This window comes from Arachidicoccus terrestris, assembly GCF_020042345.1.
GTDB classification, from domain to species: Bacteria; Bacteroidota; Bacteroidia; order Chitinophagales; family Chitinophagaceae; genus Arachidicoccus; species Arachidicoccus terrestris.
On sequence record NZ_CP083387.1, the window covers coordinates 2,895,016 to 2,918,530 of the forward strand.

Consider the following 23,515-nt stretch of genomic DNA (forward strand, 5'->3'; position numbering starts at 1 on the left):
CTTATGGATACTGATGCGGTTTAGCTCTTTCGTACTGAATAGGATATTTAGCATCACCGTCGAGTATCATTTGTGCATGAAGCGGAAAATACGGGTCCCGTAAAAGTGCCCTGGCCATCAATATTACATCTGCGCTTCCATCCTTTAAAATATTTTCTGCTTGGCGGGCTTCAGTAATCAGGCCCACCGCGCCCGTTTTGAGGCCAGATCCCTGTTTTATTTCTCTGGCAAAGCGCACCTGATAACCAGGTTCTATCGGGATCTGAACATTGGGGATCAGGCCTCCGGTAGAAGTATCTATAAGTTCCACACCTTGTTGTTGTAATTTGTTAGCGAGTCGGACGGACTGCTCGGATGTCCAGCCACCCTCTGCCCAATCTGTTGCAGAAATGCGTACCCAAAGACTTTGGTGGCTGGTCAACTGCGAACTGACGCTGTGGGTGATCTCCTGCAGAAAGCGAATGCGGTTCTCAAAACTGCCTCCGTATTCATCTTCTCTTTGGTTGCTGATTGGCGAGAGGAACTGATGTGCCAGATAACCATGAGCGCCGTGAATCTCGATAACATCAAATCCCGCTTCTACGGCACGTCTGGCTGCGTGGGCAAAGGCCTCAATCAAAGATTCTATTTGTGTAACGGTCAGCACCAGCGGAGGTTCATCACCGGTATTAAAGGGCAGGGCAGAAGGGGCCAGTGTTTTCCAGCCGCCGGTGGAGGGCGTGAGTTGTGTCCTGCCTTTCCAGGGGACCATAGTGCTGGCTTTTCTGCCCGCATGCGCCAGCTGAATGCCGGCAAGCGCTCCCTGATCATGTATAAAAGCGGTGATCTGCTTCAGCTTTTCAATATGAGCATCCTGCCAGATACCGAGATCTTCCGGAGAGATCCTGCCTTCAGGCGTAACGGCTGCCGCTTCGGTGATGACAAGCGCTGCTCCGCCAACGGCACGGGCACCCAAATGTACCAGATGCCAATCATTGGCAAAACCGTCTACAGAACTGTATTGGCACATGGCCGCTACAACCAGCCTATTCTTAAGGGTCAGATGTTTTAGGGATAATGGAGAAAATAAATGAGACATAGTGTATGAGGTAATGTTTAAGAATAATGTTAGCCGAAAAAAGACGATCCATTCACGCATCGGACAACTGCAAAAATACTGATTTCAGCCTTGTCTGAAGGGAGGATATTGCAATATTTACATCTTCTTTTATACAGGGCCTTTCTGTGGATAAACCGTCATAAACGCCAGATTCAGGATTTTTAAAAACATCAGATTAAGCTATCTTTGCGCCATGGTCACATCCAATGCATCAGATAAGTCTCCCACACGACAGCAGGATCAGTTGAAAAAGACAGATTTGCCTTCATCCACCCATACAGGAGAAAGCCCTGATCTGGATAGGCTGTCTGACAGTGAGGCAGACCAGGAAGCACTTTATGAGAAAAAGACATATGTGATCGATGGAGGACAGCAACCTTTGCGAATTGACAAGTGGATGCAGGCCAGGATTGAATATGCCACCCGTAACAAAATTCAAAAAGGGATTGATGCCGGTTTTCTGACCGTTAACGGCAAGCAGGTTAAGAGCAATTATAAGGTGCGCCCGGGGGATGAGATCGTCTGGTTATCTTATTCAAATCCCGAATATTCGGAAATCAAACCAGAACCCTTACCGCTGGATATCGTATATGAGGATGATGCGGTGATGGTGATCAATAAAGCGCCCGATATGGTGGTTCACCCGGGTGTAGGTAACTATAGTGGCACGCTGCTCAATGGTGTCGCCTATCATTTACAACAGCAAAACCCGGAAATTACCGATGAACTGCTGCCCCGTTTTGGCCTGGTGCATCGTATAGATAAAAATACGACCGGTTTAATCGTGTTGGCAAAGACGGCGGAAGCCGCTTCCCATCTGGCCAAGCAGTTCTTTGACCATACGGTTACCAGAAAATACATGGCTGTGGTATGGGGAGACTTGGCAGAAGAGGAAGGTACGGTAAATGCCCATATTGCCCGTCATGAAAGGTTTCGTAAAATGTTTACCACCTATCCGGATGGAGATAAAGGCAAACATGCCATTACCCACTACAAAGTTTTGCAAAGGCTGAATTATGTCAGTGTGGTTGAATGTGTTCTTGAAACAGGAAGGACGCATCAGATTCGTGTCCATATGAGGTCAATCGGCCATACGCTTTTTAATGATCATGAGTATGGGGGGGACAGGATTTTAAAAGGAACCGTCTATACTAAATATAAGCAGTTCGTGGACAATTGCTTTGCTATTTGTCCACGGTGTGCGCTGCATGCTAAAACACTGGGATTCGTGCATCCGGTTACAGGAGAGCGCTTATTTTTTGATTCACCTTTACCTGCCGATATGTCGGGGCTGATCGATAAATGGACCCGCTATATCCAACACCGTCCGTTAGAAGAAGATCAATAAGAAGGGAGGCGATCGTTTAAGCTGAACGTGGCCGAATTTGGCTTAAAAAAGGGTGAAAAATACGCTTTTTGACCTTCATTTTGTAAATTTTGGCGGATAGTTCTCGCCGGTTTGCCAATTAAATTTTACATTGCACTCTTATCTTAAAAAATTATCAGTATGCAGACAGCAAAGAAAGGTGATAAAGTAAAAGTACATTATCACGGAAAGCTAACCGACGGAACCACTTTTGATAGTAGTGAAGGCCGTGCACCGCTGGAATTCGAAGTAGGAAGTGGACAGGTGATCCCCGGCTTTGACGAAGGGGTAACCGGCTTACAAATAGGAGAAAAGAAAACTGTTAATATCCCTGCCGCACAGGCATATGGCCCTGTGTCTGACGATCAGATCGTTGAATTCCCTAAAAGTCAGTTTCCGGCCGATATGACCCCTGAAGTAGGGATGCCGCTTCAGATGAGCAATGATCAGGGGCAGACTTTCCAGGTAGTCATCAAAGAAGTTAAGGACGATACTGTAGTATTGGATGCAAACCACCCTCTAGCCGGCAAGGACCTGATCTTTGATATTGAACTGGTAGATATTGTTCCGGGCAAATCCTCGATCATCATGCCATAAAGGTAAATTGACTAATAGGTAATCAGGTATACCAGTGCAGAGAAATGACATTGTAAAGACTGGACTCCCTGATATTGAGTTACTTAGTTGCAAAAAAATAAGGCAGCGGCTGAAATCTTGTTGATCAAGAGTATGCCGCTGCCTTTTACTTATATGTTTAGCCCTAACCCCGCGTTTGTTTATTTAAGCACCTCCGCGAGCTTTTTCTCCAGGTCTTCACCCCTTAGATTCTGGGCAATGATCTTACCGCTGGGATCGATCAGCACATTGAATGGTATCCCGTTAAACTGATAGGCGCTTACTGCAGCACTGCTCCAGTATTTGAGATCACTCATATGATTCCACGTCAGATGGTCCGCTTCAATGGCTTTCTTCCAGGCGGCTTTATCCTTATCCAGGGATACGCCCAGAATCGTAAAATTCTTGTCTTTGTACTGATTGTAGGCTTTGACGACATTGGGGTTCTCAGCTCTGCAGGGGCCACACCAGCTGGCCCAAAAGTCCACCAGCAGGTATTTACCTTTAAAATCACTGATCTTCATATCAGCGCCATCGGGTGTCTGCATACTAAGGTCCGGTGCAGGTTTATCCAGTAAGGCATAGTTATCCGGATTGTTGGAGGCCAGACTGACTTTAAGCTGACTGGTCAATGCTGCCAGGGAACCGTCTTCTGCAAACCGCTCACTGGCCTTTTGGGTCAGCGGTAAGAGGTCTTCCGGCTGAATAGACCGAGGTGCCATTAGCTTAAGTACATAAAAGGCCGCGACAGGCGAAGTCGTACTACCGACAAAAGAGGCAATATCTTTATTCATCTGTACAATTTGCTGGTCGCGCTGTTGCCCCAGGGCGTCTCTGACAGAATCATCCTTAGCGGTCGTTTTTGTCAGTTTATGAATGGAATCCAACGCTTTAAAGGTTTCTACCACACTTGAATCGTCTTTTCTATAGGTGCCCAGAAAGGTGTATAACCCCGTTGTACCTTCGGATCCATTGATGTCAGGCGTAAGCGGGCTATCTCCATTGATATTAACGGTTGCATTGCTGGCATCATTAATGAACAGGAAAGGATAGCCGTCTGCCGGTTGAATGATAAACAGGTGCTGGCCTCTGATTTTAGTTGTTTTAAACCGGTAGTTGCCATCTTTACTGATATTGACTGAATCCAGGATAATAGGTGAGCCGGTGGAAAAATTGATTTGTTTGAGATACACTTTTTTGGCTTCTGTGTTGGTGATCTTCCCGGAAACGGTAAAGTCGCCACCACGGGTTTCGGCACCCGAACCGGTGCCTTGTGCACAACTAACCAGGCAAAGCAGGCAAAATATACTACTAATAAAAGTCAGGTTTCTGTAATACATAAAAGATTGTGGTTGGTATAAATATTATTATTTGAATGAGATGGCCTTAAGGCTGGATAAAAGGGTTATTAATACGCTCGTGTCCGATGGTCGTCTTAGGGCCATGCCCCGGGTAGACTACTGTTTCAGGGGGCAAGTTGAACAATTTTTCCTTAATGCTATGTAAAAGTTGTCCATGGTTTCCTCCGGGCAGATCTGTTCTTCCGATGCTTTCCAGAAATAAGGCGTCGCCGCTGATCACAAAATTTTGCGCCTTGCAATAAAAGGCCAGACTGCCCGGACTATGCCCGGGCACCAGGATAGCCTCCAGTTTGCCCTCATCCAGCATAACGGTATCCCCTTCCTGCAAATAGATAAAGTCCCCTTTATAAGGCTCAAAATCAAGCCCATATTGGCTGGCAAATACTGCGCTCATCGCGTGAAGGTTCTCTTCGACCGGATGAATCTGCGGGGTAAGGCCATAGGCTTCCGCCACCCATTTATTACCAAAAACATGGTCCAGGTGACAATGTGTATTGATAAGCCCTACCGGGCGGATGCCCCGTCTGAGCATAAAATCTTTTAACGCCTGCTGTTCGGCGGAAAAATAAGTGCCCGGGTCAATAATTAAAGCATTACCTTTTTCATTGTACAGCACATAGGTATTTTCCTGCAAAGGATTAAATGTAAAGGTTTCTATTGTAAACATATATGTTTTTTGATCTGCAAATGGAATCAGGTCGTCTTATGGTGATCGATCTGCCACTGGATCTCTCCAAATTGAAAATACGGAACAGGTGCACCTTCAATCCAGAGTCTGCCCTGGGCGTCGACCGCAAGTACCCGGCAGTTATAATCATCTCCCAGATAGCAGAGCGTCGTTGTCTCATTTTTCCTGAACAGCACCGAGTTATACTGATCCATTAGGGCTTCCGGGTCCCTGAGAAACTGTTGATAACGGGCTTCCAGGTAGGTACAAAGTAGCCTGGCACCGGGTTCTATATCAAAGTTTTGACCGGTGATTTGTCGTAGCGAAACCGCCTTTGTCTCCATTTCACCTTCAAAAGCAGTCTGGTTCATGTTAATACCCATTCCGGCTACGGCCCAGATCCAGTTTTGCCCTTTTATGGTATTTTCGATCAGGATGCCAACTGCCTTTCTGTCGCGCCAATATATGTCATTCGGCCATTTTATCCGGGTGTCTTCTCCTGCAAAATGGCTGAAAAAATCATAAACACCCAGGGCGATCGCCATGCTGAGTTCAAAATTTCTGGTTAACGGAACGCCATGCATGTCTAAAACCACTGACAGGGCGATGTTCTGACCGGCCGCTCCTTGCCATGTTTTACCTCTTTGTCCTTTGCCGGCGGATTGATAACGCGCCAGGATGCCATGTCCATGATGTGCCAATCCTTGTAAGGCCAGGCGGGTGGCATAGTTGTTGGAACTCTCTACTTCGTCCAGAATCGTTAAGGGATTACCAATCATGTATTTTCAGTGAAATAAGCGAAAAGAATTACTATTTTTGCGAAGGTAGGTAAATCAGCCCCGAATTCAGGGAACTAATAAAAGTTAAAATTCCGATTAGGCGTTGATGTTTAATCAATTTAAACTATTTTTAATTTAATCTATTTTTAAATATTGACGACAAAAGCGAAAAAGGAAACTACGGGAAAAGTAACCAGGCTGGCAGGGAATGCAAAGTTGATCGAGACGATCATCGGCGCGATTCAGGCAAAAAAAGGTGAGAATATACTTTCTCTGGATTTGAGAAGGATCCCGGAAGCAGTAGCTGATTTCTTTATAATATGTGAGGCGGACAGCACTACACAGGTAAAAGCAATCGGGGATTTTATAGAAAAAGAGGTGAAGGAAAATTTAGGCGAATCCGCCTTTCACGCAGAAGGACGCGGTTCGTTGAACTGGGTACTCGTGGATTACGTAAATGTCGTGGTGCATATTATGCTGCCGGAAACCAGGCGACTTTATAGTCTGGAAGAGCTCTGGTGTGATGCGCCGGAGCAGAAATATGAATCCTAGCCCTCATCCACAAATGTTAATAATCGAGCAATTATCATAAACAACTGCAATTTCGTTTGCAGGATTTCAATCATTTATGGCACAAAACAACGATAAAAGAAGAATACCAAACCTCGGAGGAGGCCTTGGGTCTAATAATAATGGCCGCAAACCCTCTAAAGGTCCAAGTATTTACTGGATATACGGTTTAATTGTCATTGCCATTATCGGCTACAGCTATTTTGCAAAAAACAGCCCTGATATGGTGACGATCACACAACCCACTTTTACACAGGACCTGTTGGCACAAGGAGATGTAACCAAACTGGAGTTAGTAGACAATGCAGAAAGCTATGTCAGGGTCTATATCAATAAAGATAGTCTGGGCAAGCCTTTTTACAAACAGACTTTCAAAGGCCGGATGGTCAACCTGGAAAATTACAGCAGCGCACCGCTTTTCCAGTTCAGGGTTGTCGATCTAAAAGGCTTTCAGGCTCAATTGAATGATTTTCTGGCAGCCAATCCGCAGATTAAACAGCCGGATATAGGCGTTGTCAGCGATACCAACTTCTGGAGCAGTCCGATATTCAGCACTTTAATCACACTGGTAGGGCTGGCACTCATCTGGATCCTGATGATGCGTAAGATGAGCGGCGGCATGGGCGGTGGCGCCGGCGGCGGTGGCGGTATTTTCAGTGTCGGTAAATCTAAGGCACAGCTCTTTGAGAAAGGATCCAAAATGGATATCACTTTCAAGGACGTAGCAGGTCTTGATGAGGCTAAAGTGGAAGTCATGGAGATCGTGGACTTCCTCAAGAGCCCAAAAAAATATACCAATCTCGGTGGTAAGATTCCTAAGGGAGCACTTCTGGTAGGACCTCCCGGTACAGGTAAGACATTGCTGGCGAAAGCCATGGCAGGAGAGGCGCAGGTGCCGTTCTTCTCCATGTCCGGTTCTGATTTTGTGGAAATGTTTGTCGGTGTCGGCGCCAGCCGGGTCCGCGACCTTTTTAAACAGGCCAGAGAGAAAGCCCCTTGTATTATCTTTATCGATGAGATCGATGCGATCGGTCGTGCCAGAGGTAAAAATGCCATGATGAGCAATGATGAAAGGGAAAACACCTTAAATCAGCTTCTGGTAGAAATGGACGGTTTTGGCGGTGACAGTGGTATTATCATTCTGGCGGCCACCAACCGCCCGGATGTACTGGACAGCGCTTTACTACGCCCCGGGCGTTTTGACCGGCAGATCTCTATTGATCGTCCTGATGTGAAGGGTCGTGAAGATATCTTCCGTGTCCATCTCAAACCCATTAAAGTTTCCCAAACACTCGATATCCATAAGTTGGCGGAACAGACACCGGGGTTTGCCGGTGCAGATATTGCCAATATTTGTAATGAGGCAGCTCTTATTGCTGCGCGTAAAGGCAAAGAAGCGGTAGATATGAGTGATTTTAATGACGCCATTGACAGGGTGATCGGTGGCCTTGAAAAGAAAAACAAGATCATCGCGCCGCATGAAAAAGAGATCATTGCTTATCACGAGGCCGGTCACGCTATTTGCGGCTGGTTCCTGGAGCATGCATATCCTTTACTTAAGGTGACGATCGTGCCCAGGGGGACAGCTGCATTGGGATATGCTCAATATACGCCTAAAGAGCAATACCTCTATAATACTGATCAGTTACTGGATCAGATCTGCATGACACTGGGCGGTCGTGCCTCAGAACAGATCTTCTTCGGGAAGATTTCGACCGGTGCGTCTAATGACTTGCAACAGGTTACCCGCACCGCCTATTCCATGATTACTGTTTACGGCATGAATGAAAAAGTCGGTAATCTAAGCTATTATGACCCCCAACAGGAGAATCAGTTCACCAAGCCATTCAGTGAGGAAACCGGTAAACTGATTGATGAACAGGCAAGAGAACTGGTAGAGAAAGCTTATAAACGGACCCTGGCGTTGCTTACCGAGCGTAAAAGCGAGGTTGAACGCCTGGCTAAGGCACTCCTGGAAAAAGAAGTGCTCTTTAAAAGTGATGTGGAAGCACTTGTCGGTAAACGTCCGCATGACGACGAGCCGGAAGAGGAAGACCCCCAGCCGGCGGGCCTTAGCGAAGGTGTTCCGCCCTATGACGGTTCAATCAAGCAGATTCCTTCTGCTTCCAGCGATGATCAACAAAATAAAAGCAACATTGCCTGAGAAGGTGATAACATCAATAACTGAAAATGCCTATCTGCCCACTGTGGAGGTAGGCATTTTCCCTTTAGAGCAGTATCTTTACGATCAATTATCTATGACTCCATGAAAAGTGTAACGGCCAAAGAGCAGATATTAAACAGGATCAAAAAAGCCCTTTCTCATAGCACACCCATGCCATTTCCTGAGAAACAGAGTATGTCCAGGGACCAGGTGGTTGTATCAGGTACGGAGGAACTGACCGTACAATTCGCAGAAAACTTTTCCGCCGTACAGGGGCAGTTCATTTACTGTGTCGACGAAGCAGAGCTGGTGGCCAAGTTAACAGGATTACAGCAACACAGGCAGTGGCCCCGGATTTTTTGCAGGGAGTCGGCCCTGATTGATTTATTGCAACAGCATGATTTCCGTGGATTGGAATTTAGCCCTTCTGCGAATGCACCGGTTGCCATTACCGGATGTGAAAAGCTCATTGCCCGTACAGGCAGTATTATGATGAGTACCCGGCAAACCAGTGGCAGAACCACCAGCGTGTATACACCGATCCATATCTGTATCGCCTATACGAGCCAGCTGGTATATGATATTGAAGAAGGGTTAACTTATATCCAGCGGGGACAAAAGCAAATGCCTTCTCTGATCACATTGGCCACCGGCCCCAGCCGGACCGCCGATATCGAAAAGACGCTGGTCGTCGGTATACATGGCCCAGGCGAAGTTTATTGTTTTGTGGTTGAAGATCAGTTGTAATTTAATTTATGGTAAATACATCCCTGCATAATATTGCCTTGAGTGATGCCAGTCCGGACAGGCAGATCTATTTTCTTTCTGATTTCCATCTGGGGGCACCGGACTATGCCGGTAGTCTGATTAGAGAAAAGAAGATCCTCCGTTTTCTGGATCATATTGAAGGCCGGGTGGCAGCGCTATTTTTGCTGGGAGATATGTTTGATTTCTGGTATGAATATAAGCAGGTGGTCCCTAAACATTTTGTCAGGCTGCTGGGGAAACTGGCTACCATGGCGGATAAGGGCATTCCGATCCATTTTTTTGTGGGCAACCATGATATGTGGATGAAAGACTATTTTGAGAAAGAACTGGGCATTAAAGTTTATTTTCACGAGGCCGGTTTTACAGCGAATGGCAGACGGTTCTATATCGCTCACGGTGATGGATTGGGGCCGGGAGATAAAGGCTATAAGTTCTTGAAAAAGATATTCAGGAGTAAGTTTTGCAACTGGCTTTTTGGGAAGTTACATCCTGATTGGGGGATTGGTCTGGCAGGTTATTTCAGTCGTAAAAGCAGAGCGAAAACCGGTAGTGCGGACGCTGTATGGATGGGCGAAAGCGAAGAATGGCTGGTTGTGCATTCCAAAGAGATACTGCGTCGGGAATTCTTTGATTATTTTATCTATGGGCACCGGCATTATCCGATCCAGCTGGATCTGACTAAAAATAGTCAGTATATCAATCTTGGGGACTGGATCACCAATTTTACCTATGGCAGCTTTGATGGAAGCCAAATGCAGCTAAAAAAATGGGAGGATGAATAAACCCGGCAGACATATTATGGGGAAAAAAATTGTCACCTCGCGGGTTCCCGCCCTGGCCTGGATATGCCTGATCCTGTTGTCGGCTAGTATGAAGACTATGGGACAAAATGTGGTGCCAGATTCACCCGACAGTAACTTGTGGCTTAGCCAAACGCCCGACAGGACGATCCGGGGGGATTACCGCCATTTTGAACTGGATCGTCTGGGTAATCTTTTTTTGATGGGCAGCCAGAGAAATCAGATTACAGAATATAATAAGAAAGGAGACTCTATCAGCCATTACGATAATATTCGCAGTTATGGCCAGCTATCTGAACTGGATGTAACGAATCCACTCAAGATTGCCGTTTATTACAGAGATTATGCAACGATCGTCGTTCTGGACCGGTATCTGAGCCCCGTCAATACCATTGATCTTAGAAAATCAGGTATCTGGGATGCGCAGACGATCGCTACCAGCTATGATAATCAGTACTGGGTATATGATAAACAGGAAGCAAAGATCAAGAAGGTAGATGGACAGGGTAGAGTGACTTTTGTCTCCAGTGACTTACGCCAAGTTTTTGATGAGGGAGTTGACCCGGCGAAACTGCTGGATCGCGATGGCTTGCTTTATGCTTACGACCCGGATTTTGGCTGGTATGTATTTGATTATTATGGTGCCCTTAAACAGAAGATACCGATAAAGGGGCTACGTGACCCACAGGTGACCGCGGGCTTTTTGTCAGGCGTAAAAGCGAACCGGCTTTGGCTCATGGCAACTGGAAAGCAGCTCGTTGCTGCTCCCTTCTGGCATGATCTTTCCTCCATAAAGGTAAATATCCGGCAAATACTCTTTGATGGAGCCGCCGGAATGCTCTGGTTGCTCACGGACGAAGGTATGGTGGGGTATTCATTAAAAGTACAGGCGAATTAATAAAACCAGCTCATTTTCTTAATCAGCAAATTAAGTGGATATGTCAGACAGAATTCTACAGCAAATGATCTTAAGCAATACAGTCGGAGCCTGGTTGATCGCCATCGCAGTTGTGTTGTTTATGGTGCTTTTTTCAAAGGGCATTTCTAAATTAGTTGCCTGGTTCAGCGTTCGTTATCTGACCAAAGTAGACCATCATAATTTTAAAGAATCCATTAACGACAGGCTCGTCAGACCGCTCAGTCGTTTTTTGTTCTGGTTAATAACGATTATTGCCTTACATAAACTTGTTTTTCCACAGGCATTAGACTTTGTAATTCTTAAAGGGCACTTTAGTGATGTTATTCATAAACTGGCATTGGCATTTCTGGTTTTCCTGTTTTTTAATATGCTGATTGGCGTGGTCTATATGACGGCCGCGGTCTTTAAAAGATCCGCTACCCGCAGAGGGGATCGCTCTTTGATCCAGCTGGCATCTTTGCTGTCGGATCTGGTCAAGGCATTATTGGTCGTTTTATGTATTCTGGTTATCTTTAAAGTCATCTTTAACATCACTGGTGCATCTTTGGCTACCAGCGTCGGACTTGTGACGGCTGCTCTTGCATTGGCTGCGAAGGATACGGTAGAAAATATTATCTGCTCCATCATTATCCTGCTTGATAAACCGTTTTTAATCGGAGATTATATAACGGTTAATGGTACCAGTGGTAATGTAGAACGAATCGGGCTCCGGCGTACAGTGCTCCGGACAGATCAGAAGACGCTGGCCAGCGTGCCTAACAGGGACCTGACAGGTAATAAACTGGAAAATGTCAGCGATCAGACTTTCCGAAGGTTCAGGCAGGAGATCCGGCTGGCCCCGGAGACGACTGCACTGCAACTGAACCAATTGGTAGATGCCATCAAAGAGATCATAGCAGGTGAAGGAGCTACGATCACTTCTAATACAATCTTTTTTAAGACCACCGGTAACCAGGGGCATACCATATTTATGGAGTACTTTGTCGGCATTTCTATGGCTTATGCTGACTTCTGTATACTAAATCAAAAAATAAATCTGGCTGTCGTTGCGAGGATGGAAAAATTACAGATTAAGCAGATTTCTCTATCGGTTGAATTAAGTAAGTGATATGGAATAAAGGCAATGCCCATTAATGCCATCAGTAAACCGAATGCCGGATGTAGGCAATCATCTTTCGCCTTTTACCAAGTCATGATTGCCCAGTCTGCCGTAAATGTCTCACCCGGTGCTAATGAGAGGATACCTTCTTTTTCCTCCAGCTTACCGGAAGTAGTGACGCTATCAGTAATTCCCAGCCAAGGTTCGATACACACAAAATCGGCATCTCTGGCACTCCAGATACCCATATAAGGAAAACCTTTGAAATCAACAGTCAGCCCGTTTTCTGTTTTAGGGCTTTCCAGTTTAATTGAACTGGATTGCAGGGTTTTGAAGACCAGCGCATCTTCGTAAAATAAGGACTTTTTAAGTGGGAGCTCATCGGTATTTTGCAGGAAGATCTGTGGATCTTCTGCCAGAAGGCCATCATCGGTTAACGGATAGCGTCCTGTATTCTCAAACTCATTAAAGCAAAGGACATAATCTTCAAAGCTGGTTCCTTTAACTAAGGGTACCTTGAATGCAGGATGCGCGCCAATAGAAAACCATAGTGTTTTTTCATCCTGATTCAACACTTCATACTGAATATGCAGACGGTTTTCCTTTACCCGGTAGTGGATCCTCAGCTCAAAATAAAAAGGGTATTGCTCCAGCGTGGCTGCGGTTTGCTGCAGCGAAAAACTGATGGCAGCCTCTGACTGGTGGATAACGGTAAATTCCAGGTCTCTGGCAAAACCATGACGGGAGAGATGATATGTTTGGTTATTGTATAAGTAACTGCCATCTTTAAGTGTTCCTACAATAGGGAATAGTACAGGACTGTGCTTTCCCCAAAAGGCAGGATCCCCACTCCATAGATAATCCAGGCCCGTTTCTTTATTATATATTTTCTGCAATTCCGCTCCTTTGGCGGCGACTACAATTTCTAATTGTTCATTTTGTATTATGTACATAGAGGATTATTCTTCTGTTACGCGTTCATCTTCCAGGTTGGCAAGTACCCTGCTGCTTCTTTTCTGCATCGGATTGGCGTGGTTTTCGTCAAAAATCTTTCTTTCCCTGATCAGGTCAACGCAACTATATAAGGCTGTCAGGAAGGATTCATGTTTGGCGATACCTTTTCCTGCGATGTCAAAAGCGGTTCCATGGTCAGGACTGGTGCGTACAACGGGCAGGCCGGCGGTGAAGTTTACGCCTTCACCGCCGGCCAGTGATTTAAAAGGAATCAGACCCTGGTCATGGTACATGGCTAATACTGCGTCAAACTGCTGGTAGGAGCCCCGGGCAAAAAATGCGTCGGCACTGTATGGGCCAAAGGCAAGTATGCCTTTTTGTTTGGCTTCTTTTATGGTAGGTAGGATAATCTTCTCTTCCTCATTTCCAATCAGACCTTCGTCACCTGCGTGGGGATTGAGCCCAAGTACGGCGATTTTTGGTTTGTTTATATTAAAATCCCGCTGTAGGCTACTGTGCATAATGCGTAACTTGCTTAAGATGGCCTCGCTGGTAATATGTACAGCCACTTCCGATATGGGAATATGTTCCGTAACGACAGCCACCCGCATGTTTTCTGCGACCATCATCATCACTACATCTGACGCTTCAAAACAATCCCTGAGATAAGGCGTATGCCCACTATAATGAAATTGATCGGACTGGATGGTCATTTTATGGATAGGCGCGGTAACCAGCCCCTGTATACGATCTGATTTAAGGTCGTTTACGGCTGCCTGAAGAGATAAAAAGGCATATTTGCCTGCTTCCGGTTCCAGCTGACCCGGATGAATAGCTACTTCATCTTCCCAGCAATTAATCAGGTTTGCCTGCTTGTAATTGAGTTTTCCGTCTTCCCGGATAATCGAAAACTGGAAATTATTATCATGAATGGATTTACGATAGAAATTCAGACATTTACTATTGGCATAGATGATCGGCGTGCAGACATCTAATATCCTATTGTCACTCAGGGATTTAATAATAATCTCTAAACCGATGCCATTGAGGTCACCGCAACTTAAGCCGATAACAGGTCTAAAAAGTTCCTGACTCATTCCATAATTGTTTTTGACAGTGTAAATGTACCACTTTTCAGGAAGTTTTTGTCGTCAAATGTAACATTTGAGGGTCGTGGCGCGTTTAATTAACAGGAGTGGGGGTCTTAAAAGTTGTTAAAAACAACAGGGGTTAAAATTTTCATGTGACCTTCACGTTATTAACTGATATGTAGGAGAAATAGCTGCAGCTGCTGAGAAGTAATAGATTCTGGATTGAGGCAACAGATCAAAATGCCTGCTTTGGACTTCTTATGATAGCAGATTGAAACTATGACTTATTGGGTAATACTAAAATGGAACTGTATTGAAACTAAGTGTCATTATTGTCAATTATAATGTCAGGTATTTCCTGGCGCACTGTCTGGCTTCTGTATCTCATGCAATACAGGGAATGGAAGCAGAAGTAATCGTCGTGGACAACTGTTCGTGTGACGGAAGCCTGGATTATCTGAAAGAAAAATTTCCCGAAGTTCATTTTATTGCCAACACAGAAAATACCGGATTTGCCAGAGCCAACAATCTCGCCCTGGGCCAGGCAAAAGGAGATTTTGTCCTTTATCTTAATCCCGATACGCTGGTATCTGACAGCGCCATTCAAAGCTGCTTGTCTTTTTTTGAAAGTAACGCCACAGTAGGTGCTTTAGGTGTTAAGATGGTAGATGGCAGTGGCCGGTTCCTTCCAGAGAGTAAAAGAGCCTTTCCCTCACCTTTGGTTTCTTTTTTTAAACTCTGTGGCCTTTCCAAGTTATTCCCCGGCTCCCGTTTGTTTGGAAAATATTCCTTAGGATATCTCAATGAGAACCTGATCCACGAGGTTGAGGTATTGGCAGGAGCGTTTATGATGGCCCGCACACCACTGCTTAAGGACAGCCAGGGATTTGATGAAAGGTACTTTATGTATGGAGAAGATATTGACCTGAGTTATTGCCTGCAGCAAACAGGCTATAAAAACTACTATTTAGGGAATGTCTCTATTATCCATTTTAAAGGAGAAAGTGCCCAAAAAGGAAGCGCGAATCATTTGAAAAACTTCTACAAAGCCATGATCCTTTTTGTTGATAAGTATTATAAAGGATGGTCGGGCGTTGTTTACCGGGGTTTTCTGAAAACAGCTATTGCCGGCAGATATCTTTTGAGTATAATCGCCTCCGGATGGCAACCGGGCAAAAACAAAAGAAACGCAGGCGTCGCGCCAGATCTGAGCAGTTATTCCAGTATTGAGCTGTTAGGCGATGCGGCTTCTGCGACGCAAGCCGGACAGATATGGGAAAAATACGCACCCGATACCTCTATTCATTATACACCTGCTAAAGGCGCGCTAATGGCCACTCCTCTTGAGAAAAATGGCAACCGGGCCTGGGTATTATGTATTGGCCCGCAATTTACCTATGATGCTGCCATACATTTTTTGCAGCGGCACGCACCGGTACGCCATGTGTACTGGCATTACCTGAATTTTGACAGCCTGATCAGTTCCAGTGATAAAAAAGGGCTGGGCGAGGTGCTGGTAGGGTAAAATAAGTAATAAAGAACCTTTTGCCAAGTAGAAAATAAACAAACAAAGTGCCTGTAACACCAGGCTTTGTATAACTGCTTTATTCCCTTTGCTGTTCAAAATGTCGTTTTAACCTGGCCATACTACTGTCCATGGAAGGACCTAATATTTTTTCATTGAGTACAGCCCCGACCCTTTCCCATGGGTACCAATCCAGATGCTGGGTATAATGCCATCTTAGCATCGTTCCGGGGGTGTTGGGGTCTTGCGACAGCCGCCAGCCACAGATCTGGTCATTGGATTTACTGCCGTGCCAGGTTGACTCAATATAATAAGCGCTGTCATGGGTTATTGTGATCTTGCTGGAACCCACCTGAATGGAGGCGCCCGGGCCTATACTGCTGGTTGTTAATAGCTTGCCGGGATGTGTACTGTCAAAGAGCCAGTAATGCCAGTTGCTCAGATCATGAAGCATCGGATACACGCTGTCAATTGGCTGGTTGAAGGAAGCTGAACGGATCACCGTAACCCTGGATGGGAACAACAACCCAATGCAGGTGACCAGTAAAAAGAGGCTGCCTATGCTGAATATGGCTAATTTTAGATATTTCATGCAAATGCTTTAATTGATTACTCCCATTTAAATACTTTGATGGCGATGGCATAAACGATTACTCCCCAGATAAGGAGGTTAGCGATATCCGGCCAGCAACTCAACAGACTTGCCCCTTCGAATGATATGTTACGCATCGCATTATTAAAATGAGTGAGTGGCAATATATTACAGAGCGGTTGTAACCATTTGGGGAAATTCTCAATCGGGAAAAAAGTGCCTGCCAACAAAAACTGAGGCAGGGTAAAGATGTTGGCGAAGGGAGGGATGGTACTCTCGGATTTGGAAAGCCCGCTGACGATAAAGCCGCAGCCCATAAACACGATCAGCGAGATAAAGCTAAGTATCATTATTTCTATAAAAGTGATCCAGCCATGTACCAGCGTAAACTTAAAAAACACGACTCCTATAATGATAATGACAATAGCTGCCAGTAACTGAAAGACGACCCGGCTTAGGGCTTCGCCCAAAATGATAAAAGTTCTGGAAATCGGCGTGGCAAAAAAGCGTTTGAGTACCAGCTGCTGCCGCAGATTAAAGAATAAAAAAGCGACGCCGAAAATACCGGCACTGAGCAGAGAGAAGCCAAGCTGTCCGGGTAGAATAAAATCGATCGTGCGGTAAGTTCTGCCTGGTAATTTTTCAATATCATCACTCACATTTACCACCGCCTCAGCGTGTGGAAAATAAGTTTTGTTTAGGGCATCGGCTTCTGCATTCAGATACGACTGTAATACTTCAACTGAAGCAGGATTGACTGCAGAAGACGTCGTGAGGTGAATGATATAAGCGGGGTTCTCTTTGCCGGTTCTCTGAATATTGACGATGGCTGTGATCCGGCCTTTTTCCAGGTCTTCACTTAATAATTCGCCATGTTCATTTTTGATCCGGATGCCAGGTGCTGTCTTTAAAGCCCGGTAGACCTCACTGGTGGTGTCGGCCTGTGTATGAATAGCGATATTGATGCGGGGGCCGGAACCACTACCCAGAAAGGCAAATGCCAGAATAAAAACCAGGGGGAATCCAATACTGAAGATAACCGTAGAAGGAGAGCGCAGAGAGGACTTAAATGAGCCCCTTGCAATAGCCAGCATTGCTTTTACCTGACTGTATTTGTATTTAGACATAAATTCTTCCAGCTTTTTCTTATCCTTTGCCTGCGTTAGACGCGTTCGGCTGACGCAGGCAAAGGTAATAAGGATCGCTGTGAATTCCGGCCTAAAAATAAATAGGCGGCCCGGTGTGCGGCAAAGACATTTGTGAATGGTTGCTTATTCGATCGTTAATTCAAAGGGTAGTTTTGCCTGAGGCTGATTCATCATGGTTTTCAGCTCCCTTACCTGACCGATCAGGCTGGCCAGCTCCGGAGAAATACCACCGGCGGTTAACTTCATATTCATTTGCATATCAATATCTTCTTCCTGATTATCATCACTGCTCAGTAGTTGGCTCAGGATGGATTTTTTGACGGGGAAAGTACTGACACGGTATGATGTACTATGGATTTCTTTGGCTGCGTAGGCAATAGCGTCGTGTAAACCGCCAATGGAGTCTACGAGTCCGATCTTTTGCGCATGTATGCCCGTCCAGACGTGCCCCTGACCGATCGTGTCTATATAGGCGGTAGATTTGTTGCGCCCCTCAGCTACGCGACTGATGAACGTATGATAGATGCTGTCCACAGATGCCTGCATCCAGTTTCGTTCTACTTGCGTCAGCGGCCGGGCAATGGAGCCCAGATCGGCATGTTCACCGGTTTTAACAGCATCAAAAGTGATTCCCAGCTTGTTTTTGAAAAAAGTTTCTGCATTACCCAACATAGAAAATACCCCGATGGATCCCGTAAGGGTAGTAGGCTCCGCAAAGATATAATCTGCCCCGCATGAGATGTAATACCCTCCCGAGGCGGCCATATTACCCATGCTCACAATAACAGGCTTGTGTTTTCTTGTTAATTGAATCTCACGCCAGATCAAGTCACTGGCCAAGGCACTGCCGCCCGGTGAGTTGACCCGGATCACCAAGGCTTTAATTGAACTATCTTTGCGGATATCCCGGATCATGCTGACATAGCGCTCTCCCTGGATGCCTTCGCCGTCGGGGCCGGTGACAATATCACCCTGGGCATATAAAACAGCGATCCGGTCAATTCCTGAATAATCCTTATAATTTGCGGCTTTATTGTATTTATCCAGACTGATCAGATGGAGCTGATCGTCAACATTTATGTTGACCGCTTTCCGTAATGCTGCCTCTACCTGGTCTGCATAGAACAGACCGTCCACCATGTGATGATCCAATGCATCCCGGGCGGACTGAATGGCACCCTGGTTTGCCAGGGCGTGTAAGCTGGCGGTGTCCAGCCCCCGGCTCTGTGCTACTCCGTCAAGAACCTGTCCATATATCTCACCCAGCCAGATGTTGGTCTGCAAGCGATTGGCATCACTCATATTGTCTCTGCGGAACGGTTCAGTGGCGCTTTTGAATTTACCGGCATAGAAGATCTCCGGGTGGATATCTAACTTGTCCAATAACCCTTTAAAATAAACCATTTGGGCGACCATTCCCATCCAATCCAGTCCTCCTATGGGGCTGACATACACTTTATCTGCGACACTTGCAACATAATAGGCTGATTGAGACATTGTGGGGGCATATGCAATGACCTTCTTGCCGCTCTTTTTGAAATCCTGAATGGCCTGACGTAGTTCCTGGCTGGCTGCAAAACCATTGACGTTATAGGCACCCTTTATATAGATCGCTTTTATATGGTCGTCTTTACCCGCATACCGGATCATGCTGAGGATTTCGTATAAATTCGGGGGAGAGGAGGTCAGTTTATTGGTATTCAGGCTAAGCGATATGCTGGGCTGCTCAAAATCTTTTACAGGTTTTGTGAGATCTACTACCAGAATGGATTTGTCCTCCAGGTGAACTTCAGATTTGCTGCTGGCCATAGACACGATACCCAGCAAAATAAAAAAGAATAAGACACTGCAGACCAGCATGGAGATAAAAACAGCCAGGAGTAACTTCAGAAATTTAACCATATACGCATTTTAAAGTAGACAAGCGATCGCCGTGCATAAGTTTTCAGGCGCCAGCTGCCGCAGGTCATGTACTTTTGTCTCTAATTTAAGGGTACACGATGTGTATAGCCAAAGTTAGGCCATTCCACCGGGAATGATATCCATTGCAAAAAATAAATTATGAATAAAGCATATTTGCTGATAGGCGGTAATTTGGGCCGGATAAAGGAAAATTTAGCAAAGGCAAGAGCGCAAATTGAAGATGAAATCGGATCCATTGAGGCAGCATCCTCACTTTATCAGACCGCTGCCTGGGGATTGGAGAACCAACCCGATTTTCTTAACCAGGTATTGCTGATCTACACAGAAATGACTGCGGAGGAAATGCTTGGGAAAATGCTCAGGATTGAACAGCGGCTTGGACGAATCCGGGAGATAAAAAACGGCCCGAGAGTCATCGATATTGATCTGCTTTTTTTTAATGATCAAAGGATCGATCTACCTCACCTTAAAGTACCACACCCTTTACTCCACACCCGCAATTTTACCCTTTTTCCGCTATTTGAATTGGCGCCCGACCTACTGCACCCGGTCCTGAATAAAACGGTTCGGGAACTTTTGGCACAAAGCCCCGATACCCTCCCGGTGCAAAAACTGCCGGCCTGATTTTTAGCTGCTTCTTTAACCATCAAGGCCCGGTAAACTTAGTGCTCAGTTCCCGGACCTTGTGTGTATTGTTAGGAAAAAATGTTTTTAACTCCAGAGCTCTTTGTCTTTTTCTGCCAGTTCTTTAGCGGCTTTTTTAGAGACAAATACTCCTATCTCATACAAGAGCATGAGCGGGATAAAGACCAGTGTCTGGCTGATCCAGTCCGGACTGGGGGTAATAAAGGCCGCCAGAATCAGGATGATCACGATCGCGTAGCGACGTTTTTCTTTCAGGAATTTAGGTGTGATCAACCCCATCCGGGTAAAGACGTATGCCATAACGGGTAACTCAAAGGCCAGGCCGCATCCTAAAACGATATTACAGAGGTTATTCAGGTAATCGTTGAGTGTTGGCCTTGTCGTCATCATCGGCAGGTCGCTGATCTGAAATCCGGCCAGGAAATTAAATGTGAAAGGCCCCAAAACAAAATAACCGAAGGCAGCGCCTAAAAAGAAGAAAAGAGAGACCCAGAAAATCGCGGAACCGGTATTTTTGAGTTCCCCTTCTTTAAGGGCGGGCTTGACAAAACGCCAGAATTCCCAGAAAATATAGGGGAAGGCGACAATAAAGCCGCCGATAAATGCAATGGTAAAGGTGCCAAGAAACTGGCCGCCAAACGTTGTGGACTGCATGTCAACCACGACCGGGTCCATACAAAGACTCTTGACATGAATCAGGTCTGCCAGTTTACAGAAAGCCCTGTAGCTGATAAAATCAGGGTTGATCGGCCCTGCGATGATATTGGCAAAAAACCAGCCGTGGTAATAAAAGATAACGACAGCCAGCACCAGAATAGCGATCAGCGAACGCAAAATATGCCACCTTAATTCCTCTAAATGGTCAATGAAGGCCATTTCAGCCTGAGAACCGCTTCTTCGTTTAAAAAACCTTTGTATCATGAATGATTTGAATCTTTGAGGAGCAAATGTACTTAGGAATCTATTAGTAACGGCTTAAATTACCGCGTAAATTAAGAACCAATGGTTAAAACCATCTTTCCAAACTTGGAACCACCCGTATTCATGCGTGTCATGGCCTCCTGGGCCTGATCTAATGGAAAGACTTCGTCAATGACCGGGCGGACCTGCCGGTCTTTAATAAAACTCAGCATTTGTTCAAAATCCCTTGGAGAGCCCATGGTGGTACCCAGAATGCTGATCTGTTTCCAGAAAACCGGCCTGCCGTTAATGGCAGGGATATTGCCGGCTGTGCCGCCAAAAAAGACCACCCGGGCACCGCTGGCTGCCAGTGTAATCAGGGCCGCGAATCCGTCTCCCAACGCACTATCGATAATAACATCAAAGCTCCCGGCTTCTTTTAATAATTTTTCTGACCAATCTTTTTCTTTATAGTTAATACCGCCGGCGGCTCCCAGTTCCCGGGCTCTTTTTATTTTTTCTTCGCTGCCGGAGGTCACCCAGACTTCAGCGCCTGCGGCCACCGCAAACTGCAGCGCAAAGGTGCCTGCTCCACCGCCCACGCCGCTAACGAGTACTTTGTCCCCTTCTTTCCAGGCGCCCCTGATAAATAACGCTCTATAGGCCGTCAGGCCAGCAACGGGGAATGCCGCAGCCTGTATAAAATCCAGATGATCGGGTTTAGGGTAGAGCATGTCGCCTTTTACTTTCACAAATTGTGCATAGCAGCCATTTTCAGGTAATCCCAGAATCTTAAAATTCTTGCCTTGAAAGGCTTCACTGTCCCCCCAATCAGTCGCCGGATAGATCAGTACTTCCTGCCCGGTCCAGCTTTCCGGCAACTCCCTGCCTACTGCTTTTACAATGCCGCTGCCGTCAGAGCCAGGAATGACCGGAAACTTTAAACCTGCATATTGCCCTTTCCAGATCCACCAGTCTCTTTTATTCATGCCTGCTGCTCTGAGCTCTACCAATGCTTCGTCCGGCCCTATCTCAGGGATAGGTGTCTCTTCTATGTTCAAAGGAGCTTCGATATTTTGTAAGACGATCGCTTTCATGTACATTTTTTAGTTTCCAAATGTACAAAAATATATTTGAGCATGATAGACAAACGCAGATGCGATTGACGATTTTTGCAGGCTTTTTTGGGGTTAGGATAACTCCTCTTCCGGCAATGGATGGGCCTGATAATACTTGCAGGCAGGTCGAAGGCCACAAATACCACATTTGGGCTTGCGGGCCACACATACATACCGGCCATGCAAGATCAGCCAATGGTGCGCTTTGTGGATCAGCTCATTAGGAAAGAATTTTATGAGTTGCTTTTCTGCGGCCAAAGGCGTGGTGGCCTTGAGCGTGAGCCCGATTCTACCCGCCACCCTGAAAACATGTGTATCCACGGCCATATTGGGTTGTTGGTCAACCACGGACGTAATAACGTTAGCCGTTTTTCTTCCGACACCCGGCAATTTAATGAGTTCAGGCACCGTCATGGGAATTTTGCCATGAAAATCTTCCATGAGCATTCTGGCCATGCCGATCAGATGTTTGGTTTTATTATTGGGGTAGGAGATACTTCGGATCAGCGGAAAAAGACTGTCAAAGTCCGCTTTGGCCAGTTTTTCCGGTGTGGGATACCGGTGGAAGATAGCAGGCGTCGTCAGATTGACTCTTTTATCCGTACATTGGGCAGAAAGAATGACAGCCACCAGCAACTGATAGGGGTTGTCGTAAAGAAGTTCTGTCTCCGCATTGGGGGCATGTTCTTTAAAATAGTCGATTACAAACTGATAGCGTTCCTTGCGCGTCATATTTAAATCTGTCCTTTTGACCTGCGTGCAGCATATGCTAAAATATTATTCAAGGTCTGCTCGTCAGGAGTTAGCCAGCCCAGATCCTGAATCAGATCCAGCAATTGCTTTTGCCTTGCATACATAGAGGCGCCCGGGTTGCGCAAAGCTCCTCCTGCCTGACGAACGGGCAAAAGTGACTCGCTCTGCTGATTTTTTTTTGCCAGACGGCCCGGAGATATTCCACGCAAATGAAAGGAAAATAAGGAAGGGTAAAGTTGTGCCATATCATTGATTTGATGCGTAATTTAAACGTAGGATAATGGGTGATATTGCGTTATAACAGAAAAAAACCACACTGAAAACCAGACGTTAAGGGTGAGACGCCGGTACAACAGAATCCACGATAAATACCGCTTCATTATCTTTTTTCATAAAAAAGTGCTCCCTGGCATATCTTTCCACTGCTGACTGACTGGACTCCAGCGCATTCAGCTCTTTGTTCGTTTTTTCGATTTCCTGTTCGTAAAAAGCCTTACTTTGATGTAGCGCGTTGACCTGTTTTGCTCTTTCAATCTGAACAAAAATATCATTGCGATCATAGAAGATGATCAATACCAGAAAAACCAACACAGCTATAATGTATTTGTTTTTAAGATAAGCTAATATTTTATAGGTCTTTTGCATACAAACTGTTTGAC

At 45.8% G+C, this 23,515-nt stretch carries 24 protein-coding genes; 10 read left to right on the plus strand and 14 right to left on the minus strand.

Going from position 1 to position 23,515, the window contains the following annotated elements; genetic code table 11:
* Nucleotide 1 precedes the first annotated feature (1 nt).
* Nucleotides 2–1,078 (minus strand): NADH:flavin oxidoreductase/NADH oxidase, encoded by a 1,077-nt coding sequence (locus K9M52_RS11260; RefSeq protein WP_224068528.1) that lies wholly within the window; start codon nucleotides 1,076–1,078, stop codon nucleotides 2–4.
* Between the two features lie 214 nt (nucleotides 1,079–1,292).
* Here K9M52_RS11260 and K9M52_RS11265 point away from each other — a divergent pair, with 214 nt between their 5' ends.
* Both K9M52_RS11265 and K9M52_RS11270 read left to right on the plus strand, forming a co-directional pair.
* On the plus strand, nucleotides 1,293–2,447 hold the full coding sequence (locus K9M52_RS11265; protein WP_224068529.1) for an RluA family pseudouridine synthase: 1,155 nt from the start codon (nucleotides 1,293–1,295) through the stop codon (nucleotides 2,445–2,447).
* A gap of 159 nt (nucleotides 2,448–2,606) precedes the next feature.
* The gene (locus K9M52_RS11270; protein WP_224068530.1) at nucleotides 2,607–3,062 is read left to right on the plus strand and encodes an FKBP-type peptidyl-prolyl cis-trans isomerase; all 456 of its coding nucleotides are present in this window, start codon (nucleotides 2,607–2,609) and stop codon (nucleotides 3,060–3,062) included.
* Nucleotides 3,063–3,241: 179 nt separating this feature from the next.
* On the opposite strand, the gene K9M52_RS11275 is transcribed toward K9M52_RS11270, so the two are convergent.
* From K9M52_RS11275 to K9M52_RS11285, 3 genes are read right to left on the minus strand one after another with little or no spacing between them, the layout of a single operon-like run.
* Complete coding sequence (locus tag K9M52_RS11275) at nucleotides 3,242–4,420, minus strand: TlpA disulfide reductase family protein (RefSeq protein WP_224068531.1); 1,179 nt, start codon at nucleotides 4,418–4,420, stop codon at nucleotides 3,242–3,244.
* Nucleotides 4,421–4,466: 46 nt separating this feature from the next.
* Nucleotides 4,467–5,108, minus strand: a complete 642-nt coding sequence (locus K9M52_RS11280; protein WP_224068532.1) for an MBL fold metallo-hydrolase — start codon at nucleotides 5,106–5,108, stop codon at nucleotides 4,467–4,469.
* Nucleotides 5,109–5,134: 26 nt separating this feature from the next.
* Nucleotides 5,135–5,887, minus strand: a complete 753-nt coding sequence (locus K9M52_RS11285) for a biotin--[acetyl-CoA-carboxylase] ligase (protein ID WP_224068533.1) — start codon at nucleotides 5,885–5,887, stop codon at nucleotides 5,135–5,137.
* Nucleotides 5,888–6,040: 153 nt separating this feature from the next.
* On the opposite strand from K9M52_RS11285, the gene rsfS reads away from it, so the two are divergent.
* The 6 genes from rsfS (at nucleotide 6,041) to K9M52_RS11315 (ending at nucleotide 12,216) form a co-directional block, all read left to right on the plus strand.
* The gene (rsfS, locus tag K9M52_RS11290) at nucleotides 6,041–6,439 is read left to right on the plus strand and encodes a ribosome silencing factor (protein ID WP_224068534.1); all 399 of its coding nucleotides are present in this window, start codon (nucleotides 6,041–6,043) and stop codon (nucleotides 6,437–6,439) included.
* Nucleotides 6,440–6,515: 76 nt separating this feature from the next.
* Nucleotides 6,516–8,621, plus strand: a complete 2,106-nt coding sequence (ftsH, locus tag K9M52_RS11295; RefSeq protein WP_224068535.1) for an ATP-dependent zinc metalloprotease FtsH — start codon at nucleotides 6,516–6,518, stop codon at nucleotides 8,619–8,621.
* A 102-nt stretch (nucleotides 8,622–8,723) separates the two neighbouring features.
* The gene (locus K9M52_RS11300; protein ID WP_224068536.1) at nucleotides 8,724–9,368 is read left to right on the plus strand and encodes a LutC/YkgG family protein; all 645 of its coding nucleotides are present in this window, start codon (nucleotides 8,724–8,726) and stop codon (nucleotides 9,366–9,368) included.
* A gap of 8 nt (nucleotides 9,369–9,376) precedes the next feature.
* Nucleotides 9,377–10,171 (plus strand): UDP-2,3-diacylglucosamine diphosphatase, encoded by a 795-nt coding sequence (locus tag K9M52_RS11305; RefSeq protein ID WP_224068537.1) that lies wholly within the window; start codon nucleotides 9,377–9,379, stop codon nucleotides 10,169–10,171.
* Nucleotides 10,164–11,087 (plus strand): hypothetical protein, encoded by a 924-nt coding sequence (locus tag K9M52_RS11310; RefSeq protein ID WP_224068538.1) that lies wholly within the window; start codon nucleotides 10,164–10,166, stop codon nucleotides 11,085–11,087. Before K9M52_RS11305 ends, K9M52_RS11310 begins: the two co-directional genes overlap by 8 nt.
* Nucleotides 11,088–11,127: 40 nt before the next feature.
* Entirely contained in the window at nucleotides 11,128–12,216 is a 1,089-nt protein-coding gene (locus K9M52_RS11315) for a mechanosensitive ion channel family protein (RefSeq protein ID WP_224068539.1), read from the plus strand.
* Nucleotides 12,217–12,290: 74 nt separating this feature from the next.
* Here K9M52_RS11315 and K9M52_RS11320 read toward each other — a convergent pair whose 3' ends face one another.
* Together K9M52_RS11320 and pdxA are read right to left on the minus strand one after the other, a co-directional pair.
* On the minus strand, nucleotides 12,291–13,160 hold the full coding sequence (locus tag K9M52_RS11320; RefSeq protein ID WP_224068540.1) for an aldose 1-epimerase family protein: 870 nt from the start codon (nucleotides 13,158–13,160) through the stop codon (nucleotides 12,291–12,293).
* Nucleotides 13,161–13,166: 6 nt separating this feature from the next.
* Nucleotides 13,167–14,258, minus strand: coding sequence for a 4-hydroxythreonine-4-phosphate dehydrogenase PdxA (pdxA, locus tag K9M52_RS11325; protein ID WP_224068541.1), 1,092 nt, complete (start codon nucleotides 14,256–14,258; stop codon nucleotides 13,167–13,169).
* Between the two features lie 307 nt (nucleotides 14,259–14,565).
* Between pdxA and K9M52_RS11330 the strand changes: the two genes are divergently transcribed.
* The gene (locus K9M52_RS11330; RefSeq protein WP_224068542.1) at nucleotides 14,566–15,777 is read left to right on the plus strand and encodes a glycosyltransferase family 2 protein; all 1,212 of its coding nucleotides are present in this window, start codon (nucleotides 14,566–14,568) and stop codon (nucleotides 15,775–15,777) included.
* A 79-nt stretch (nucleotides 15,778–15,856) separates the two neighbouring features.
* Here the strand turns inward: K9M52_RS11330 and K9M52_RS11335 are convergent, their stop codons facing one another.
* The 3 genes from K9M52_RS11335 to sppA all read right to left on the minus strand — a co-directional run bounded on the left by K9M52_RS11335 (nucleotide 15,857) and on the right by sppA (nucleotide 19,419).
* Nucleotides 15,857–16,369 (minus strand): SRPBCC family protein, encoded by a 513-nt coding sequence (locus K9M52_RS11335; RefSeq protein ID WP_224068543.1) that lies wholly within the window; start codon nucleotides 16,367–16,369, stop codon nucleotides 15,857–15,859.
* Between the two features lie 17 nt (nucleotides 16,370–16,386).
* A complete protein-coding gene (locus K9M52_RS11340) occupies nucleotides 16,387–17,496 on the minus strand; it encodes an ABC transporter permease (protein WP_224068544.1) in 1,110 nt (369 codons plus the stop codon).
* Nucleotides 17,497–17,640: 144 nt separating this feature from the next.
* The gene (gene sppA / locus K9M52_RS11345) at nucleotides 17,641–19,419 is read right to left on the minus strand and encodes a signal peptide peptidase SppA (RefSeq protein WP_224068545.1); all 1,779 of its coding nucleotides are present in this window, start codon (nucleotides 19,417–19,419) and stop codon (nucleotides 17,641–17,643) included.
* A gap of 159 nt (nucleotides 19,420–19,578) precedes the next feature.
* Here sppA and folK point away from each other — a divergent pair, with 159 nt between their 5' ends.
* Entirely contained in the window at nucleotides 19,579–20,064 is a 486-nt protein-coding gene (folK, locus tag K9M52_RS11350; protein ID WP_224068546.1) for a 2-amino-4-hydroxy-6-hydroxymethyldihydropteridine diphosphokinase, read from the plus strand.
* Nucleotides 20,065–20,151: 87 nt separating this feature from the next.
* On the opposite strand, the gene tatC is transcribed toward folK, so the two are convergent.
* The 5 genes from tatC to K9M52_RS11375 form a co-directional block, all read right to left on the minus strand.
* Nucleotides 20,152–21,006, minus strand: a complete 855-nt coding sequence (gene tatC / locus K9M52_RS11355) for a twin-arginine translocase subunit TatC (RefSeq protein WP_224068547.1) — start codon at nucleotides 21,004–21,006, stop codon at nucleotides 20,152–20,154.
* 71 nt (nucleotides 21,007–21,077) lie between these two features.
* Nucleotides 21,078–22,082 carry a zinc-binding dehydrogenase gene (locus K9M52_RS11360; RefSeq protein ID WP_224068548.1) on the minus strand — a complete coding sequence of 335 codons (1,005 nt, stop codon included), beginning with the start codon at nucleotides 22,080–22,082 and terminating at the stop codon, nucleotides 21,078–21,080.
* A gap of 93 nt (nucleotides 22,083–22,175) precedes the next feature.
* Nucleotides 22,176–22,835: an endonuclease III gene (gene nth / locus K9M52_RS11365; RefSeq protein ID WP_224068549.1), complete on the minus strand. Its 660-nt coding sequence runs from the start codon at nucleotides 22,833–22,835 to the stop codon at nucleotides 22,176–22,178.
* A gap of 2 nt (nucleotides 22,836–22,837) precedes the next feature.
* Entirely contained in the window at nucleotides 22,838–23,101 is a 264-nt protein-coding gene (locus K9M52_RS11370) for a hypothetical protein (protein WP_224068550.1), read from the minus strand.
* A gap of 85 nt (nucleotides 23,102–23,186) precedes the next feature.
* Entirely contained in the window at nucleotides 23,187–23,501 is a 315-nt protein-coding gene (locus K9M52_RS11375; protein ID WP_224068551.1) for an FtsB family cell division protein, read from the minus strand.
* Between the last annotated feature and the right edge of the window lie 14 nt (nucleotides 23,502–23,515).

Coding starts and splice junctions, on each gene's coding strand:
- K9M52_RS11260 (WP_224068528.1), bottom strand. CDS start 1,078: ATGTCTCATTTATTTTCTCCATTATCCCTAAAACATCTGACCCTTAAG.
- K9M52_RS11300 (WP_224068536.1), top strand. CDS start 8,724: ATGAAAAGTGTAACGGCCAAAGAGCAGATATTAAACAGGATCAAAAAA.
- K9M52_RS11315 (WP_224068539.1), top strand. CDS start 11,128: ATGTCAGACAGAATTCTACAGCAAATGATCTTAAGCAATACAGTCGGA.
- sppA (WP_224068545.1), bottom strand. CDS start 19,419: ATGGTTAAATTTCTGAAGTTACTCCTGGCTGTTTTTATCTCCATGCTG.
- folK (WP_224068546.1), top strand. CDS start 19,579: ATGAATAAAGCATATTTGCTGATAGGCGGTAATTTGGGCCGGATAAAG.
- K9M52_RS11310 (WP_224068538.1), top strand. CDS start 10,164: ATGAATAAACCCGGCAGACATATTATGGGGAAAAAAATTGTCACCTCG.
- K9M52_RS11370 (WP_224068550.1), bottom strand. CDS start 23,101: ATGGCACAACTTTACCCTTCCTTATTTTCCTTTCATTTGCGTGGAATA.
- K9M52_RS11270 (WP_224068530.1), top strand. CDS start 2,607: ATGCAGACAGCAAAGAAAGGTGATAAAGTAAAAGTACATTATCACGGA.
- K9M52_RS11275 (WP_224068531.1), bottom strand. CDS start 4,420: ATGTATTACAGAAACCTGACTTTTATTAGTAGTATATTTTGCCTGCTT.
- K9M52_RS11375 (WP_224068551.1), bottom strand. CDS start 23,501: ATGCAAAAGACCTATAAAATATTAGCTTATCTTAAAAACAAATACATT.
- K9M52_RS11265 (WP_224068529.1), top strand. CDS start 1,293: ATGGTCACATCCAATGCATCAGATAAGTCTCCCACACGACAGCAGGAT.
- tatC (WP_224068547.1), bottom strand. CDS start 21,006: ATGATACAAAGGTTTTTTAAACGAAGAAGCGGTTCTCAGGCTGAAATG.
- nth (WP_224068549.1), bottom strand. CDS start 22,835: ATGACGCGCAAGGAACGCTATCAGTTTGTAATCGACTATTTTAAAGAA.
- K9M52_RS11320 (WP_224068540.1), bottom strand. CDS start 13,160: ATGTACATAATACAAAATGAACAATTAGAAATTGTAGTCGCCGCCAAA.
- K9M52_RS11340 (WP_224068544.1), bottom strand. CDS start 17,496: ATGTCTAAATACAAATACAGTCAGGTAAAAGCAATGCTGGCTATTGCA.
- ftsH (WP_224068535.1), top strand. CDS start 6,516: ATGGCACAAAACAACGATAAAAGAAGAATACCAAACCTCGGAGGAGGC.
- K9M52_RS11285 (WP_224068533.1), bottom strand. CDS start 5,887: ATGATTGGTAATCCCTTAACGATTCTGGACGAAGTAGAGAGTTCCAAC.
- K9M52_RS11280 (WP_224068532.1), bottom strand. CDS start 5,108: ATGTTTACAATAGAAACCTTTACATTTAATCCTTTGCAGGAAAATACC.
- K9M52_RS11335 (WP_224068543.1), bottom strand. CDS start 16,369: ATGAAATATCTAAAATTAGCCATATTCAGCATAGGCAGCCTCTTTTTA.
- K9M52_RS11360 (WP_224068548.1), bottom strand. CDS start 22,082: ATGAAAGCGATCGTCTTACAAAATATCGAAGCTCCTTTGAACATAGAA.
- K9M52_RS11305 (WP_224068537.1), top strand. CDS start 9,377: ATGGTAAATACATCCCTGCATAATATTGCCTTGAGTGATGCCAGTCCG.
- pdxA (WP_224068541.1), bottom strand. CDS start 14,258: ATGAGTCAGGAACTTTTTAGACCTGTTATCGGCTTAAGTTGCGGTGAC.